Annotated in this window: 14 protein-coding genes; 7 read left to right on the top strand and 7 right to left on the bottom strand. The window is 53.2% G+C overall.

Going from position 1 to position 16,026, the window contains the following annotated elements; translation table 11 throughout:
* The first annotated feature begins 14 nt into the window (after window positions 1–14).
* Window positions 15–668 carry an SH3 domain-containing protein gene (locus ACPGUT_RS05300; protein WP_423989279.1) on the top strand — a complete coding sequence of 218 codons (654 nt, stop codon included), beginning with the start codon at window positions 15–17 and terminating at the stop codon, window positions 666–668.
* Between the two features lie 13 nt (window positions 669–681).
* Here ACPGUT_RS05300 and ACPGUT_RS05295 read toward each other — a convergent pair whose 3' ends face one another.
* Genes ACPGUT_RS05295 through ACPGUT_RS05280 form a run of 4 tightly spaced genes read right to left on the bottom strand, consistent with a single transcriptional unit; the run spans window position 682 to window position 3,956 of the window.
* Window positions 682–2,352: a DUF4166 domain-containing protein gene (locus ACPGUT_RS05295; RefSeq protein WP_423989278.1), complete on the bottom strand. Its 1,671-nt coding sequence runs from the start codon at window positions 2,350–2,352 to the stop codon at window positions 682–684.
* Between the two features lie 5 nt (window positions 2,353–2,357).
* The gene (locus ACPGUT_RS05290; protein ID WP_423989277.1) at window positions 2,358–2,963 is read right to left on the bottom strand and encodes a glutathione S-transferase; all 606 of its coding nucleotides are present in this window, start codon (window positions 2,961–2,963) and stop codon (window positions 2,358–2,360) included.
* Between the two features lie 23 nt (window positions 2,964–2,986).
* Window positions 2,987–3,280 carry a hypothetical protein gene (locus tag ACPGUT_RS05285; protein ID WP_423989276.1) on the bottom strand — a complete coding sequence of 98 codons (294 nt, stop codon included), beginning with the start codon at window positions 3,278–3,280 and terminating at the stop codon, window positions 2,987–2,989.
* Window positions 3,281–3,329: 49 nt separating this feature from the next.
* Window positions 3,330–3,956 carry an alpha-ketoglutarate-dependent dioxygenase AlkB gene (locus ACPGUT_RS05280; RefSeq protein WP_423989275.1) on the bottom strand — a complete coding sequence of 209 codons (627 nt, stop codon included), beginning with the start codon at window positions 3,954–3,956 and terminating at the stop codon, window positions 3,330–3,332.
* Window positions 3,957–4,221: 265 nt separating this feature from the next.
* Here ACPGUT_RS05280 and dnaK point away from each other — a divergent pair, with 265 nt between their 5' ends.
* The 3 genes from dnaK to radC all read left to right on the top strand — a co-directional run bounded on the left by dnaK (window position 4,222) and on the right by radC (window position 8,249).
* Window positions 4,222–6,147 carry a molecular chaperone DnaK gene (gene dnaK / locus ACPGUT_RS05275; protein WP_423989274.1) on the top strand — a complete coding sequence of 642 codons (1,926 nt, stop codon included), beginning with the start codon at window positions 4,222–4,224 and terminating at the stop codon, window positions 6,145–6,147.
* 69 nt (window positions 6,148–6,216) lie between these two features.
* A complete protein-coding gene (gene dnaJ, locus ACPGUT_RS05270) occupies window positions 6,217–7,371 on the top strand; it encodes a molecular chaperone DnaJ (RefSeq protein ID WP_423989273.1) in 1,155 nt (384 codons plus the stop codon).
* A gap of 116 nt (window positions 7,372–7,487) precedes the next feature.
* The gene (radC, locus tag ACPGUT_RS05265) at window positions 7,488–8,249 is read left to right on the top strand and encodes a RadC family protein (protein ID WP_423989272.1); all 762 of its coding nucleotides are present in this window, start codon (window positions 7,488–7,490) and stop codon (window positions 8,247–8,249) included.
* Here radC and ACPGUT_RS05260 read toward each other — a convergent pair.
* From ACPGUT_RS05260 to secA, 3 genes are read right to left on the bottom strand one after another with little or no spacing between them, the layout of a single operon-like run.
* Window positions 8,240–9,751 carry a cell envelope biogenesis protein OmpA gene (locus tag ACPGUT_RS05260; protein ID WP_423989271.1) on the bottom strand — a complete coding sequence of 504 codons (1,512 nt, stop codon included), beginning with the start codon at window positions 9,749–9,751 and terminating at the stop codon, window positions 8,240–8,242. The genes radC and ACPGUT_RS05260 overlap by 10 nt on opposite strands.
* Before the next feature lie 10 nt (window positions 9,752–9,761).
* Complete coding sequence (locus ACPGUT_RS05255; RefSeq protein ID WP_423989270.1) at window positions 9,762–10,616, bottom strand: hypothetical protein; 855 nt, start codon at window positions 10,614–10,616, stop codon at window positions 9,762–9,764.
* Window positions 10,617–10,634: 18 nt separating this feature from the next.
* On the bottom strand, window positions 10,635–13,337 hold the full coding sequence (gene secA / locus ACPGUT_RS05250) for a preprotein translocase subunit SecA (protein WP_423989269.1): 2,703 nt from the start codon (window positions 13,335–13,337) through the stop codon (window positions 10,635–10,637).
* A 182-nt stretch (window positions 13,338–13,519) separates the two neighbouring features.
* On the opposite strand from secA, the gene ACPGUT_RS05245 reads away from it, so the two are divergent.
* From ACPGUT_RS05245 to mutT, 3 genes are read left to right on the top strand one after another with little or no spacing between them, the layout of a single operon-like run.
* Complete coding sequence (locus tag ACPGUT_RS05245; RefSeq protein WP_423989268.1) at window positions 13,520–14,371, top strand: foldase protein PrsA; 852 nt, start codon at window positions 13,520–13,522, stop codon at window positions 14,369–14,371.
* Between the two features lie 4 nt (window positions 14,372–14,375).
* Complete coding sequence (gene argJ, locus ACPGUT_RS05240) at window positions 14,376–15,596, top strand: bifunctional glutamate N-acetyltransferase/amino-acid acetyltransferase ArgJ (RefSeq protein WP_423989267.1); 1,221 nt, start codon at window positions 14,376–14,378, stop codon at window positions 15,594–15,596.
* Window positions 15,593–15,991 carry an 8-oxo-dGTP diphosphatase MutT gene (gene mutT, locus ACPGUT_RS05235; protein ID WP_423989266.1) on the top strand — a complete coding sequence of 133 codons (399 nt, stop codon included), beginning with the start codon at window positions 15,593–15,595 and terminating at the stop codon, window positions 15,989–15,991. The genes argJ and mutT overlap by 4 nt, the downstream gene beginning before the upstream one ends.
* The last annotated feature ends 35 nt before the right edge of the window (window positions 15,992–16,026 follow it).

The raw sequence follows: 16,026 nt of genomic DNA, 5'->3' as shown, positions 1-16,026 counted from the left end.
GGAAGGACCTTTTTATGCGTCGCTTGTTTATCATTCTTTTCTGTCAGCTGTGCCTGAGTGCGCCCGTCTTTGCGCAGGATCTTCCCCGGCTATATCGCGTGGTTGATGTGGCTGCGAATGATGTTCTGAATATCCGCCAGCATCCCTCAGCTGACAGCCCTATCATAGGCGTACTGCACCCCGGTGCTGACAAGGTTGAAGTCACACACGCCTTAACTGATGGGCGCTGGGGGCATGTAAATTCCGGCGAACAATCCGGTTGGGTCTATATGCGTTACATGCAGGATATGGGGGATCCGTCCTGGTGGGAATTAAAACGCCCGCTGTTTTGCTTTGGTACGGAACCGTTCTGGAATACCGTTATTGATGCCGATACCTCTGGTGGGATGCGCTTTCAAAGGCCTGGCCATGAACGTCAGGATTTTCAATATGACTGGATGCGCAGGGATACCGGCTTTGGCACGCCTGACAGCCCCAAGGGTGTTGCTGCAAATTTCGCAAGCCCAGAACGTCGGTCGGTCGCGATCCTTCAGGACGCCTCATGCGGGGACGGTATGAGCGACCGTGACTACAGCATTTCCATTCGCCTGATTATGTCCTTGGCGGATCCCGATAATAAATACGCAAGTGAGGTTTACGATGGGTGCTGTAGCCTGACCCGCCCTTGAAATCAGGATACTTTCAGGATGCAGTATCAGGGCGTAGGTTGCCCTTATAAGCAACCACATGGCCGATCAGAGGTAGCTGCACCTGCACATCGAACCGAAACAAACCATCCGCGTCGGTTTCAAAGGTTTCACCGCGTGGCAAAAGGAACTTTGGCAGAGGCATAGAAAACAACGTCCAGCGACGGGGAATCAATTGTAATTTGCCCCCCGTCACAACAACAGCCAGCGCGATTTTCAGCGGCCCAAACGTTTCTGTCAAAAGGCCGGTGTTGCGCCCCTGTCCGACACTTTGATGGGTCTGGAATTTATACCCACCAAAATCACGTTGCCAGAGTTCGCCTTTTTCATCGGGCGTGAATGTTACCGTGACCGGCCCATCGGCATCCTGCGTCGGAAACCCCGACAGGCGCGCCGCAAACCGCCCTAGAATAGATTGCGCCGCGCGGGTTGTGACATGCCCGCTCCAGCTGCGGGTATCACGACTGTCATGCAATCTGCCTACGGGTTCAGGCAAATCATCAAAAGCATCCCCCAAAACCACGCGATACAGCGGCTGATCAATCTGATCTTCACGAAAACCTGTGGTGATGTCACGGTTTGCAAAAGACGTGTCATAGTCCGCAAGTTCAAGGGCATGTACCGCCGCACGCGCGCCGGGGGCAGGCGTTTCACCCTGCATCGCCTTACGGATCAGCGTTTCAATCGCCATGGAAGGTACATAAGGGCCGTCATCCCCCTCTGCCAGCATATGCCAAGATCGCGTCACCATCTGACCCTTGCGTGCGCCGGTTCTGGCCGGGCCCTTGACCTCTATATACATGCCACCGCGATGTTCCCCGAATTTCAACAGATTCAGAATTCGGTAACACAATGGCGCAAGCCAGGTCAGCGCGGGTAAACTTAGCATCACACGTAGTTTGGCCAATACATTCAGAATACGATGCAGACCTTCGGGTCCAGGCCCCGCACCCATCCAGATATCACGCAATCCCGGCATCTCTGGTGGTAAAACCTGCAATTCAGGAACGTCCACCAAGGAAAACCTGATATTGCGCAAGGGCAGACAGCCCGGGGGCGCAATCGTGTAGTACCGGCTTTCGCCCAGCGCCACGCCAGTGGTTTTCACCCCACCCCGCATCAATGGCACGCGATTCCCGGCATAGCCCACAACCGCACGCATCACGTTCAGTCCAACCCCGGCAAAAGGGGAAGGGGCAATACCGCCCTCAACCGATTGCACGTCCATGTCCTGTTCGAAATGACGCAACACCGCCGCGGTCAAAACCGGATAACTGCTGACACCAGACAAAACAAAAATGCCTGCCGCCTTAGCTGGCGTATCGAATTGTGCGACCCCGGCGACAAAATCGGCACCATCCGCGAAATCAAGGTAATTCACCTGGGCATCCAAGCAGGCTTTGATCACGTGATACGGATCATCGCCATAATTCTGAAAAGGCCCCGTCGCGTCCACTAGAAGATCCGGATCATGTTGGGCAAGCGTCGTTGCGATCCTGTCACGGCTGGCCAAGACCGGCGTGAAAGCCCCATGCAGATCGCAAAACGCCTGCGCTTTGTCAAAGCTGCGCCCCGCAATCAGAATATCAGCGCCTTGAAGATCCGCGATCAATTCCGCCAGACGCCCACCAAAAACACCATACCCGCCTAGGATCAGGATTTTCATGCGGGTTATCCCGGTACAGTCGCCATCATCGATGGGCGCGCTGCAAAGGTTTCATACCAGGCCGCCAGTTCAGGCCGGCCTTCGCGCCAGTTCCTGTCCGCATTGCGCAGATCGAGATAGCCCAGCGCGGCAGCAACTGCAATTTGCCCTGCATTCAGAGGGGCATGCAGATGGGCGATCCAGCGGGATTCGATGACATCAAGCGCCGCTGCGATTTTATCCCACTGACCCTCTGACCAGGCCTCAAACCGCAATTCTTCCGGACGCAGACGCCATTCATAGGCCATCAACAGGGCGGCATCGATAATACCCTCGCCCGTGGCCTCAAGCACCTGAATATCCCAGGTCGCATCCCCCAGACCGTAAAGTCCGGCATTCACGCGGGCATCTAGGTAACGGCAAATGATCCGGCTGTCATAAATTGCGCCACCATCTTCACGCACCAGCGCAGGCACTTTAGTCAGCGGGTTCACAGCAGCAAAACCATCCGCAGGGTCAAGTGGCGTGCCGGAGGTTGTCACCAGTTCCACATCGTTCAGCTGTCCTGTTTCGTGCAGGATCACCATCACTTTGCGCACATAAGGGGAAGTCGGAGAGTGATGAAGTTTCATAATCAGATCCTGTTGTCAGTTTGTCAGTCAGTTTTGCGAAATTTCAGGCGCGCAAAGACACTGGCATCAACTTCCATCCCCGGGCCCGATTTGCCAAGCCTGATAATGCGCCGAAACCGTCCGGTGGCATTATGTTGCCCCGTTTCGCGACGCAAAGTCACACCTTCTTCAATCTTATCGTGGGCGTCTTCTTCGGACTGATCCCTTCGCCCGATCTTAATCTGACGCGATACAGCATAAGTTGTCAGGGCAACTGATCCGTAACGCAAAGCAAAACTGGTCAGAACAGGCAAGGTCGGAAGGACAGGTAAAGGCATCATGGTCTCCTTACCTGTTAATATAGTGCGTTATTGCAAAATTTCCAGTTCACCGCGCAACGCGCAGGGTCACATTGATCCGCCCGCCCTTGGGCAGCAACCCCGATGATCCATAACGGATCTTGTCAATTCCATGCCAAGCAAGCCGCGCATCCCCGCCCATAACAACCACATCCCCAGACTGCAGCCAGATCGTATCTGTTTTGCCGCCTTTGTCACATCCACCGACACGCAACAGGCCCTCATCCCCCAGTGATACAGACACAACGGGACAGGTCAGATCTGCCTCATCCCGGTCCTGATGCATGCCCATACGGGCGTTCTGACCATAGAAATTGATCAGGCAACTGTCTGGCTGGCGCTTTGTGTCTGCCACGGCATCCCAGAGGTTCAGCAAAACATCGGGGATATCAGGCCAGCTTTGTCCCGTCGGGTGCTTATCAATATAACGGTAGCCTTTTTCATCCGAATACCAGCCAAAACGACCTGCGGATGTCATTTGCACAGACATTCTGCGCCCGCCCGCGGTTTGCGGGGTAAAAACCGGGGCTTTTGTGGCGACAGCGCGCAGTGCATTTACAAGATCAGCCTGCACATCACGCGCCAAAAGACCTTTGTAAATATGAAAGCCCTGCAACTTCAGAACGGGTATCTGTGAAAGCGAGAGATTTGTCATTTTTCTTTTATTAACCCTGTTATTACCATTTTCCTGGCAAAAAACCCCGCATTCTTCACGTTTTCCTGCGAATCCGTGATCTGAACGCTTGCAGCATAAACTCGTGATCCTTATATACCCTGCGAAGCCAGATCAGGGCTGCCCGTTTCTTGCGCAAATTGCAAAAAGAAACAGGTGAACTGATCTGAAAATTGGGATCGGCACCTGGATGCCTATTCACGGATCCAGGCACCACTATATCGCCTATGAGAAGGAACTGAACACTATGGCAAAAGTCATTGGTATTGACCTCGGGACTACAAACTCCTGTATCGCAATCATGGATGGGTCGCAGCCCCGCGTTATCGAAAACGCAGAAGGTGCGCGCACAACACCATCTATCGTCGCTTTCACTGACGACGAACGTCTGGTTGGCCAGCCTGCAAAACGCCAGGCTGTCACAAACCCAGACAACACCATTTTCGGTGTGAAACGCCTGATCGGCCGTCGTTTTGACGATGCCGCCCTTGCGAAAGATCTGAAAAACCTGCCATTCAACGTCATCAACGGCGGCAATGGCGATGCATGGGTAGAAGCCAAGGGCGAGAAATACTCTCCAAGCCAGGTTTCCGCATTCATCCTTGGTAAAATGAAGGAAACCGCCGAAAGCTATCTCGGCGAAGAAGTAACACAGGCGGTTATCACCGTTCCTGCGTATTTCAACGATGCGCAACGTCAGGCGACAAAAGACGCCGGTAAAATCGCTGGTCTTGAAGTTCTGCGTATCATCAACGAGCCAACAGCGGCTGCGCTGGCATACGGCCTTGATAAAGAAGAAACACAAACCATCGCGGTTTATGACCTTGGTGGCGGTACCTTCGACGTAACCATCCTGGAAATCGACGACGGGTTGTTCGAAGTTAAATCCACCAACGGTGACACGTTCCTTGGCGGTGAAGACTTTGACATGCGCATCGTGAACTACCTTGCGGATGAGTTCAAAAAAGAAAACGGCGTAGACCTGACCAAAGATAAAATGGCCCTGCAGCGTCTGAAAGAAGCTGCGGAAAAAGCGAAGATCGAACTGTCTTCTGCAAGCCAGACCGAGATCAACCAACCGTTTATCTCTATGGGTTCTGACGGCGCGCCATTGCACATGGTTCTGAAACTGACACGTGCGAAACTGGAAAGCCTGGTTGCTGACCTGATCAAAGCGTCTATCAAACCTTGTAAAGATGCGCTGAAAGATGCTGGTCTTTCTGTTGGTGACATCGACGAGGTTGTTCTTGTTGGCGGCATGACCCGTATGCCTAAAGTGATCGAAGAAGTGACAAAATTCTTCGGTAAAGAACCGCACAAAGGTGTGAACCCTGACGAAGTTGTGGCATCTGGTGCGGCAATCCAGGCCGGTGTTCTGCAGGGTGACGTGAAAGACGTTGTTCTTCTTGACGTGACACCGCTGTCTTTGGGCATCGAAACGCTTGGTGGTGTGTTCACGCGTCTTATCGACCGCAACACAACCATCCCAACCAAGAAATCCCAGATCTTCTCAACTGCGGAAGACAACCAGAACGCTGTGACAATTCGTTGTTTCCAGGGTGAACGTGAAATGGCTGCGGACAACAAGATCCTGGGTCAGTTCAACCTTGAAGAAATCCCACCAGCGCCACGCGGTCTGCCACAGATCGAAGTGACATTTGACATCGACGCAAACGGCATTGTTTCCGTTGGCGCGATGGACAAAGGCACTGGTAAAGAACAAAAAATTACCATTCAGGCGTCTGGCGGTCTGTCCGATGAAGACATCGAAGCAATGGTAAAAGACGCGGAAGAAAACGCCGAGTCCGATAAAGAGCGTAAAGAACTGATCGAAGCACGGAACCAGGCCGAAAGCCTGATCCACAGCACCGAGAAGTCCATGGAAGAGCACAAAGACAAAGTCGACCCAACCACCATCGAGGCGATTGAACTGGCGATTGTTGCTCTGAAAGACGATCTAGATAAAGAAGATGCAACTGCTGAGAAAATCAAAGCGGGCGTTCAGAACGTAACTGAATCCGCAATGAAACTTGGCGAAGCGATCTACAAAGCATCCGCAGAAGAAGCTGGCGAAGAAGAGCCCGCAGGCGCGGACGAGATGGCAGCTGGCGCGGACGACGACATCGTTGACGCCGACTTCGAAGATCTCGACGAAGACAAAAAACCTTCTTAAGGGCATTCGCTCTGTTAGCCGGCCTGGAAATGTCCGGGCCGGCTTCTGCGTTCCCAAAGGGGAAATATGATGTCAAAGCGCGACTATTACGAAACGCTCGGGGTTTCTAAAGGTGCCTCAGCGGACGAAATTAAAAAAGGCTATCGCAAGAAAGCCAAAGAACTGCATCCGGATCGCAACGCCGATAACCCGGCCGCTGAGGATCAGTTCAAAGAGGCCAATGAGGCCTATGAAGTTTTGAAAGATGCCGACAAGAAAGCTGCCTATGACCGCTATGGTCACGCGGCCTTTGAAGGTGGCATGGGCGGCGGTGGCCGTGGTCATCCTGGTGGACAGGGCGACTTTGGTTCTGCTTTCTCGGACATTTTCGAAGATCTCTTCGGGGGTGGCGGCGGTTTTGGCGGTCAGGGTCCTGGACGTGGGCGTTCACGCGCAACACGTGGTGCCGATCTGCGCTATAACCTGCGTGTCACATTGGAAGAAGCATGGGGCGGCCTGCAGAAAACCATTTCTGTTCCCACCTCAGTGTCCTGTGGCGAATGTAGCGGCACCGGTGCGGAAAGCGGCGCTGAACCGACTACCTGCCCCACATGTTCGGGCATGGGCAAAGTACGTGCGCAACAGGGGTTCTTCACCGTTGAACGCACCTGTCCAACCTGTCAGGGCGCTGGTCACAAGATCACCAATCCTTGCAAATCCTGCCATGGTGCCGGACGTCAGGAAAAGGAACGTTCGCTTTCTGTGAACATCCCGAAAGGTGTGGAAACAGGCACACGTATCCGTCTGTCTGGTGAAGGCGAAGCTGGCCTGCGTGGCGGCCCATCCGGTGACCTTTATATCTTCATCGAAGTGCGTGATCACGATATCTTCCAGCGCGACAGCGAACATCTGTATTGCCGCGTTCCGGTATCGATGGCCTCTGCATCGCTTGGTGGTGATATCGAAGTTCCAACCATCGATGGCGGTCGTTCCCGGGTGAAAATCCCGTCTGGCAGCCAGTCTGGTCGTCAGATGCGTTTGCGTTCAAAAGGCATGCCGCGCCTGCGTGGTGGCGGTGTTGGCGATATGTATATCGAGCTTGCAGTGGAAACACCTGTGAACCTCACAAGCCGTCAAAAAGAAATTTTGCGCGAATTTGATGAAATTGCCGCAGATAATAATCCCGAAAGTTCTAGCTTTTTCTCAAAAGTAAAAACCTTCTGGGACGGCATGAAAAGCTCATAAAATCAAAGAATAAGGCGGCTTTCAGGGCCGCCTTATTTCTTTATGCCCCGTGATCTTTCCTATCCTTAATGGCTTACTTAACGAATTCTTCAGCGAATCGTTCAAATAAAGAACATATGGGAAACATTGGTCACTTTTCAGAAATGCCACTGCCGCTGTTCGAAAGCGACGAAGCCGTTGTCACAACAACGCCGCCTGCAGCGGTTCCGTCTTACCTGAAAGATCATCGTAAACGGCTGCGCCAGCGGTTTTTTGATGGGGGCGCAAACGCTGTCCCTGATTATGAGATGCTGGAATTGATCTTGTTCCGTGCCATCCCCCGCCGCGATGTAAAACCACTGGCTTTTGCCTTGCTGGAAGTCTTTGGCGACTTTAATCGTGTTATCTCCGCCCCGATCAGGCGCCTTGCCGAGGTGCCCGGCGTCGGAAGCTCTGTTATACAAGAATTAAAGATTGTCGAAGCCGCAGCCCAACGTATGGCGCGATCGAAAGTCATGCAGAAACCGATTGTATCCAGCTGGGATCAGCTGATCGACTACTGCCACACCTCTATGGCGCATCGTGAAACCGAACAATTCCGCGTGCTGTATCTGGATTGCAAAAACATCCTGATTGCGGATGAAGAACAAGCCAACGGCACGGTGAACCACGTGCCGGTCTATCCCCGTGAAATCGTAAAACGTGCGCTAGAACTGAATGCATCGGCCTTTATTCTGGTGCACAATCATCCATCTGGTGATCCGACCCCTTCAGACGCCGACATCACCATGACACATCAGATACAGGATGCTGCTGACGTTCTTGGACTAACCCTGCACGATCATCTGATCATCGGGAAAAGTTGCGAACTCAGCTTTCGGTCCGAAGGTTATCTCTGATGATCTTCCTTGGGTGTGTCCCGCACCCACAGCTCCACCCGGCGATTGATTTCGCGCCCGATATCACTGTCGTCACAGGCAAGTGGCAGAGCCTCGCCAAATCCATAAGCTGTCAACGTGATGTCTGCACCTTCCACATCCGCCTGCCCCTGCAGGGCCTGCAACATAGCCACGGCACGTCGCAACGCAATACGGCGGTTGGCATCAGATCCGCCATCCCCATCCGAAAACCCGGCGAAGATCAGTTCTTTCCCATCAAAGCGCCCCTGATCTATCAGGCCAGCCAGCGCATCCCGATCAGAAACCGATTGAATATCCGGGCGGGCCGATCCGGCCTGAAAACGAAATGTCATCGTCAATCGACGCGCATCAGACAGAGATTCTAACATCGTCTGCAAATCAGTCAGACTGGTATCTTCGCCTGCCTGCAAAACAGCATTTGCAAGCCGTTCACCCTGCGCCTGCAGCGGAACCTCGACCAGACGACGGCTGACAAATCCGGCACGTTCAACATCACGCTCTGCTGTCTCTGAGCCAAGATACCGCAGAAACTGTCTGACAAGGCGCGGTTTACGGTGGGGGCTCTGGTATAGGAACTGCGGTGCGGGAAGGGGATAATCACGTGTTTTCAGACTTAGCGCGTCAGGAATAAACGCAGCACCACAGGAACCAGACAGACGCAAAGGGACAGCGCCCCCTTGATCAGACAGGCGCGTCATCCCAATGACAAGACTGTCCTGGGACACCAGATCAGACATAGCCGGGAATGCGATCTGCTTTTCCTGCAATTCCGGCAATTCAGAAAGCGGCACATCCGGTGCAGAAAGGCTGTCATCGGCCATAATTAACGGCAAGTCCGGCCCACCAAGAGCCTGCCAGTTGTCAATTTCGCCACCCATCACAGCTGGAATTGCATCAAATGGAATTTCCCGCATTGGATTTTCCCCAGCCACTGAAAACGTCAAGGCATCCAGCCCCAGAATACGCGGCGCGGGAAATCCCGTAAGTTCAAAACCAAAACGTGTCAGCGCAAAATCAGCCTCATTCGCCTGAAGCGCTGCGATACCTTCGCGACTGCTGTTCAGATCAAAGGCAAATTCCGCAACCGTTGTATCGTCAACCTTATCCACCAAAAGATAACTGAATACCTGATCTGATCGCGATACGCGGCGTAGATCCAGGCCTTCCTGATGGGCGAAACCTTCTAACAGATGCGGCAATAGTTTTTCGCCAATCGATGATGCGCCTGCAAAGCGTGCTTGCGCCACAAAGGCGTCCAGCCCAGGGCATCCGGGCCCGGAACAGGAAACCCCACTGCCGTCCAATGTCAGATCCCCATAAGCCGACCGGATCTGATAATATTCACCATCAAACCCAAGCAACACGCCCTCTACTGTTAAGGTGCCATCCGCAGCGGTCAGCGATACATCCTGTGCAACGCCAATCGTCGCGCCGGCAAATGACAGCAATATTCCGATCAACAGGTTCTTCAGTTTTAGCATCTGTTTTCCCCTATTTCCCGGTCAGATTGAAATCATGCAGCACATGCCGCAGCCACACCGACGTTTCGCCGCTGTTACATCCCGGCGCAGGCACAAGCAATGGCTGTGATATGGGGGCATCCGGTGTGGTTCTTTGCAAAATATCGGCACCCCGCGCCTGATCGCAGTTTTCTGAAGAAACTGATGTTTCAATCAGCAAACGCACCGCCCCGGATGTGTCTTGGTCTTTATGAATGCTGTAAATCGCGGCGCGCTGCCCATTCATCACAGCCCCATCGCCAAGCATAAACAATCGCCCCCCCCGGTGTGAGACAGGGTTGCCTGCATGCACATGCCCCGCCGCCATAAAATCGGCACCGAATTCCAACGCGTGCAGCGCAAATGGTGTATCGTTTTGCCAGTTGATGCCAGCACGCAGATATTCGGGCACATCAGAGACCTCGACCGAGGTGTGCAAAACCGGGGTATTATCAATAAAAACCTGAACATCGCTATGCGTTTCAAGCGCAGGCAGGTGGGCCGTGAACGCCCCGGTCACCGAGGTTTGATAACTTACGCGCAGGCCAGACCAGGCAAGATCAAACACCCGGGATCGCGCACAAGGCGCCTGCAACGATACATAGAACATGCCACCAGGTTCAGGTTCTGCCCGCAACTGCATATCACAGGATGTGCCCCAGGCGCTGAATTCACCTTCGATTGCAACATCCTCGGCAGAATAAACTGCAGATGGCAGAGGATCAGCCGACAGAATAGGGGGCGAAAATTCTGGTGCGACAGGCACCAGAATCCCATCTGCCCGACCCGGTAGCGCGCACAGGGTCAGGCAGATTAGCAACATCGGGAAACGCAGATACAGCGTCATCTCTGTTCGCCGCTGAGATTAGGACAGTTTGCCGTGGCAATGCTTGAATTTTTTGCCCGAACCACAGGGACAATTGTCGTTGCGCGCGGGCTCTCCCCAGGTGGATTGATCTTCTTCGACAAATCCTTCCGCAGGGGTGGCCGCTGTTGCAGCGGCCGGTGCTGCGGCCATTCCAGCTGCAGCAAACTGTGCCGCACGTTGCGCTTCGAATTGTGCGCGCATCTGCGTTTGCTCTTCCTCTGTCAGCGGTCGAATTTGTGCCAACTGCTGTGTCACCTGTTCGCGCAGAGTATCGAGAAGGGTTTCAAACAGCTGGAAGCTTTCGGTTTTATATTCGTTCAGCGGATCACGCTGCGCATAACCACGGAACCCAACCACAGATCGCAGATGTTCCAGCGTCAGCAGATGTTCACGCCATTTGCCGTCAATCGTCTGCAGCAAAAGCTGCTTTTCGATGTTGCGCATGGCATCCGGACCAAACTGCACTGCTTTCGCTGCCATGAATTCATCCGCGGCTTTTTCCAGACGTTCGCGAATTTCATCATCATCCACGCCTTCTTCTGCGGCCCATTCGATCACAGGCACATCAATGCCAAGGTGTTCGATACACGCCGCATAAAGACCCTGGGTATCCCATTGATCCGCATAGGATTTCGGCGGCATGAACTGAACCACCAGATCATCGATCACTTGATGGCGCATGTCCTGAACGATTTCAGACAGATCCTGCGCTTCCATGATTTCGCGACGCTGCGCAAAGATCACCTTACGCTGGTCATTCATCACATCGTCAAACTTCAAAAGCTGTTTACGAATGTCAAAGTTGCGGCCTTCAACTTTGGCCTGGGCTTTTTCCAGTGACTTGTTCACCCAAGGGTGCACAATAGCTTCGCCTTCTTTCATACCAAGGCGCGACAGCATTTTATCAAGACGTTCAGACCCGAAAATGCGCATTAGATCGTCTTCCAAAGACAGGAAGAATGCGGAACGGCCCGGATCCCCCTGACGGCCGGAACGACCACGCAGCTGGTTGTCAATACGACGGCTTTCGTGGCGTTCTGTTGCCAGAACAAACAGGCCACCGGCGGCTTTTACGGCCTCTTCATCGGCTTTATGGCCTTCTTCGATCTTTGCACGCAGCTCATCCGGGTTTGCATCTGGGTCAGCGGCAATCGCTTCCATAATCTTAAACTCAACATTGCCGCCCAGTTTAATATCGGTACCACGGCCCGCCATGTTGGTTGCGATCGTCACAGCGCCCAGTTTGCCGGCGTCAGCCACAATTTGCGCTTCTTGTTCGTGTTGACGTGCGTTCAGAACATTGTGCTTTACGCCAGCTTTATCAAGCAGTTGTGACAGGTATTCAGATTTCTCAATCGACGTTGTCCCAACAAGCGTCGGCTGACCTGCGGCATTCGCCGTTTTGATTTCTTCAACGATTGCGTTAAATTTTTCCGTGGCTGTACGATACACAGCATCATGTTCATCTTTACGCGCAATCGGGCGGTTTGTGGGCACTTCGACAACGCCCAGACCATAGATTTCATCAAATTCCTCGGCTTCGGTCAGGGCTGTACCTGTCATGCCAGACAGGGTGTCATACAGGCGGAAATAGTTCTGGAATGTCACAGAGGCCAGCGTCACGTTTTCCGGCTGAATGGTCACGCCTTCTTTCGCTTCAATCGCCTGATGCAGACCGTCAGACAAACGGCGACCAGACATCATACGACCGGTGAATTCATCGATCAGAACAATTTCCTGACCGCGCACGATGTAGTCTTTATCACGCGTAAACAATGTATGCGCACGCAGGCCCTGGTTCACATGGTGCACAATCGTGGTGCTTTCCGGCGCATAGAGGGACTGTTCCTGTTCAAGGATACCTTCCTGATGCAGAATTTCTTCCAGCGCATCATTGCCTTCTTCGGTGAAGGTCACATTGCGTGTTTTTTCATCAACAGTGTAATGTTCTTCGCTAAGGCGCGGGATCAACTTGTCGATGGTGACATAAAGTTCGCTGCGATCCTCGGCCGGGCCGGAAATGATCAGCGGTGTACGTGCTTCGTCAATCAGAATGGAATCGACTTCATCGACAATTGCGAAGTTATGATCGCGCTGGAACATCTGAGACAGCTCAGATTTCATGTTGTCGCGCAGATAATCGAACCCCAGTTCATTGTTCGTGGCATAGGTCACATCACAATTATAGGCGGCTTTCTTCTCATGGTCGGGTTGGTTCGGAAAGATCACGCCACAGGTCATGCCCAGGGCTTCGAACACGTTGCTCATCCATTCGGCGTCACGCTTTGCAAGGTAATCGTTCACCGTGACAACATGCACGCCACGCCCCGTCAGCGCGTTCAGATAGGCCGGGAAAGTTGCCACAAGGGTTTTGCCTTCACCGGTTTTCATTTCTGAAATATTGCCCTGATGCAGAAAGATCCCACCCATCAGCTGCGTATCAAACGCCCGCAAACCAAGGGCGCGACGGGCCCCTTCACGACAGTTGGCAAAGGCTTCGGGCAACAGTGCCTCAAGGCTTTCGCCACCTTTTGCGCGTTCCTGAAGATCACGGGTTTTTGCAATTAGCTCTTCATCAGATAGCTTTTCGAAATCTGGCTCAAGCGCGTTAATCTTGCCCACAATCACACGGGTTGCTTTGATCTTCCGATCATTCGGGGTGCCAAAGATTTTTTTGGCAATGGTTCCGAGTCCGAGCATATTTTCTCCGCCTGATGCGTTCGTGATAAAACTGCGCCACATGCCGCCTTGAACAGGCCTGCGCCGCGCCATAGAAGGTTTGTCAGAATATGTCATAACCCTGATGACCAAAGGTGATGTAAGGGGGCGACTGGCATGTGTCAACGTCACGCGGCCCTGCGTGGAACTCAAAGGAACAACAGATGTTTTTTCGCACTAAGTTTTTGACCGCAACGGCGCTTGTTTGCGCGCTTTCCACCCCTGCTTTTGCTGAAGGCCCTGATGCATCCACCGTTGTGGCGACCGTAAACGGTACAGACATCACGTTGGGTCACATGATTGCCACCAAACGTAATCTTCCAGAACAATACCAGCAATTGCCTGATGATGTTCTGTTTCAGGGCATCCTTGATCAGCTGACACAACAGACTGTTCTCTCCGGCTCCATCGGCGACGATGTGAACGCCGAAACCCTTCTTGTCCTTGAAAACGAACGCCGCGCGATTCTGGCTGGTCTGGCCATCAGCCGCGCGGTTGACGCCGCCCAAACAGAAGATGCAATTGTTGCAGCATATGACGCGCAATATGCCGGTGCAGAACCGGAAACCGAATATAACGCATCGCATATTCTTGTCGAAACCGAAGAAGAAGCCGCAGAACTGGTCACCCGTCTTGAAGCTGGCGAAGATTTCGCAGAACTGGCCCGTGAAAAATCCACCGGTCCATCCGGCCCGAATGGCGGATCCCTTGGCTGGTTCAGCAAAGGCATGATGGTGCCTTCTTTTGAAGAAGCCGTCATCGCACTGGAAGCAGACGGCGTATCTGCCCCTGTTGAAACGCAGTTCGGCTGGCATGTGATCAAACTGTCTGAAACACGTCTGAAAGATGCCCCGGCCATCGAAGATGTACGTGAAGAGCTGGCGGCAGGTCTGGAAGCGGCTGCAATTGAAGGCGCGATCACTGCGCTGACAGACACCGCAACGATCACCCGCAACGAAGACGAGGCAATCACGCCTGATCTTCTCAGCACTGTCACTTTCGACATGGAGCACTAAGCAAATGATTTCTCCGCTGGCACCAAAAAACGGCTTTCCATCCCTTCCCGAAATCAAAGGTGTGCGTTTCGCAGCCCTTGAGGCCGGAGTTCGATATCAGGGCCGAAAAGACGTGATGTTGGCGGAGCTATGCGCAGGCACAGCGGTTGCGGGCGTCTTCACACGATCCGCAACACGCGCAGCCCCTGTGCTTGATTGTCAGGAAAAACTGGGGGCTGACAGTTCCGGTGGCGCGGCCATTCTTGTCAATTCTGGCAACGCGAATGCCTTTACCGGCGCCCACGGCGTGGCATCTGTCAAACGCGTTACACAGGCTGTTTCCGATGCGGTCGGTGTCGCTGAAAACCGCGTCTTCACAGCATCAACCGGCGTGATCGGAGAAGTTCTTCCCGATGACCGTATCACAGCGAAAATCGGTGATCTTGCCACCTCTCTGGATGCTGGCGCGATCAAAGACGCGGCTGATGCGATTATGACCACAGACACTTTTCCCAAAGGCTGTGCAGCACAAACGCCATCCGGCATCCAGATTGCAGGTATTGCCAAAGGGTCCGGCATGATCGCGCCGGATATGGCGACCATGTTGGTTTATATTTTCACCGATGCAAAAATCAGCCAACCGCTGCTTCAACAGCTGCTGTCTGATCTGACAGACCGCACATTCAACGCCATCACCGTTGACAGCGACACATCCACATCTGACAGCCTGATATTGGCCGCGACAGGACAATCTAACGCCCCTGAGATCCTTGAGGGCAGCAGTGATTGCGACGCCTTCCGCACGGCCTTGCACGCCGTCATGCTGGATCTATCACATCAGGTTGTGAAAGATGGTGAAGGGGCCACCAAATTCGTAGAAGTGCGCGTTTCAGGCGCAGACACCACCGCCGATGCCCGCCGTTGTGGCATGGCGATTGCAAATTCCCCCCTGGTGAAAACCGCCGTAGCAGGCGAAGATCCGAACTGGGGACGTATCGTTATGGCCGTCGGTAAATCTGGTGCCAAAGCCGACCGCGATCTGCTGTCTATCCGTTTTGGTGATGTTCTGGTTGCAGAAAAAGGCTGGGTTGCCGAAAGTTATTCAGAAGATGCCGGGGCCAACTATATGAAAGGCGAAAACATCGTCATTTCTGTGGATCTGGGCCTTGGCAGCGCGTCTGACACGGTTTGGACCTGCGATTTCACCAAACGCTACATTGAAATCAACGCGGATTATCGGTCATGAAGACGCTTCTGGTTTCTGCGGTTGCGCTGATTGATGTGGATGGTCGCATTCTGTTGGCACAACGCCCGGAAGGCAAATCCATGGCTGGTCTATGGGAATTTCCAGGTGGCAAAATCGAACCTAGCGAAACCCCCGAAGCCGCACTGATTCGTGAGTTGCACGAAGAACTGGGCATTGAAACCTGGGAATCTTGCTTGGCGCCGTTAACCTTTGCCAGCCATTCTTATGAAGATTTTCATCTTTTGATGCCGCTGTTTGCCTGCAGGAAATGGTCAGGACAGGTTCAACCTCGCGAAGGCCAGACCCTTAAGTGGGTTAAATCAAAGGATCTTCGGAATTATCCAATGCCAGCGGCCGATGTTCCACTGATTCCCATTCTGCGGGATTGGGTATAGATCACCCGATATCTGCTGTTTACAGGTCTAATAAA

The organism is Halocynthiibacter sp., assembly GCF_049608145.1.
GTDB lineage: Bacteria > Pseudomonadota > Alphaproteobacteria > Rhodobacterales > Rhodobacteraceae > Halocynthiibacter.
The sequence above is the reverse complement of the archived record's forward strand: the minus strand, read 5'-3'. Positions and strand labels throughout refer to the sequence as shown.